The 611-nt window shown below is 66.1% G+C and carries 1 protein-coding gene; it reads right to left on the reverse strand.

The window, feature by feature from the left end:
- The coding region (locus HCN50_RS33010) for a peptidylprolyl isomerase (protein ID WP_171714018.1) at positions 1–611 on the reverse strand (611 nt) is incomplete at both ends.

Here is a 611-nt window from a genome sequence, read left to right on the forward strand (position 1 = left end):
CGGCGGAAACCGGTCGCGGTCTCGACCTTCGATCCGACCGCTGCCGCCTCGGTGGCGAGGCTGCTGCCTTGCTCGACCTTCTGCACCATCTCGGTCGCCTTCGCGCGCAGCCGGTTCGAAATCTGGTCTTCGCGCCATTTCGCCTCGACCTGGCTGCGGACTTCGTCGAGCGGCCGCTCGCGCGAGGGCGTGATGCCGAGCACGTCGTACCAGACATAGCCGCCGGCAAACTGGATCGGTTCGTTGTCGACGCCGACATCGCTGTTGAAGGCCTGCGAGACCACGTCGAGGCCGCGCGCCCGACGGCCAGCCGGTGGCAAACATTCCGCGCGGCCGGAGCGATCGACAGCCTCGATCGTGATCGGGGTCAGACCGAGCTTCTGCGAAGCCTCGACGACATTGGCACCGCCGCTGCGCTCGTCTTCCATCTTGTTCTGGATTTCGGTCATCTTGGCACGCGCGCGCTCGGTCGCGATTTGCTTCTTCACTTGGGCTGCGACACTTTCATAGGTCGGCGTCACGCCCGGCTCGATCTTGCCGACCTTGACCAGGGCGACGCCGAAGCGGCCCTGCACCGGTTGGCTGACTTCGCCCGACTGCAGCGAGAACGC

It is taken from the genome of Bradyrhizobium archetypum (genome assembly GCF_013114835.1).
Lineage (GTDB): Bacteria > Pseudomonadota > Alphaproteobacteria > Rhizobiales > Xanthobacteraceae > Bradyrhizobium > Bradyrhizobium archetypum.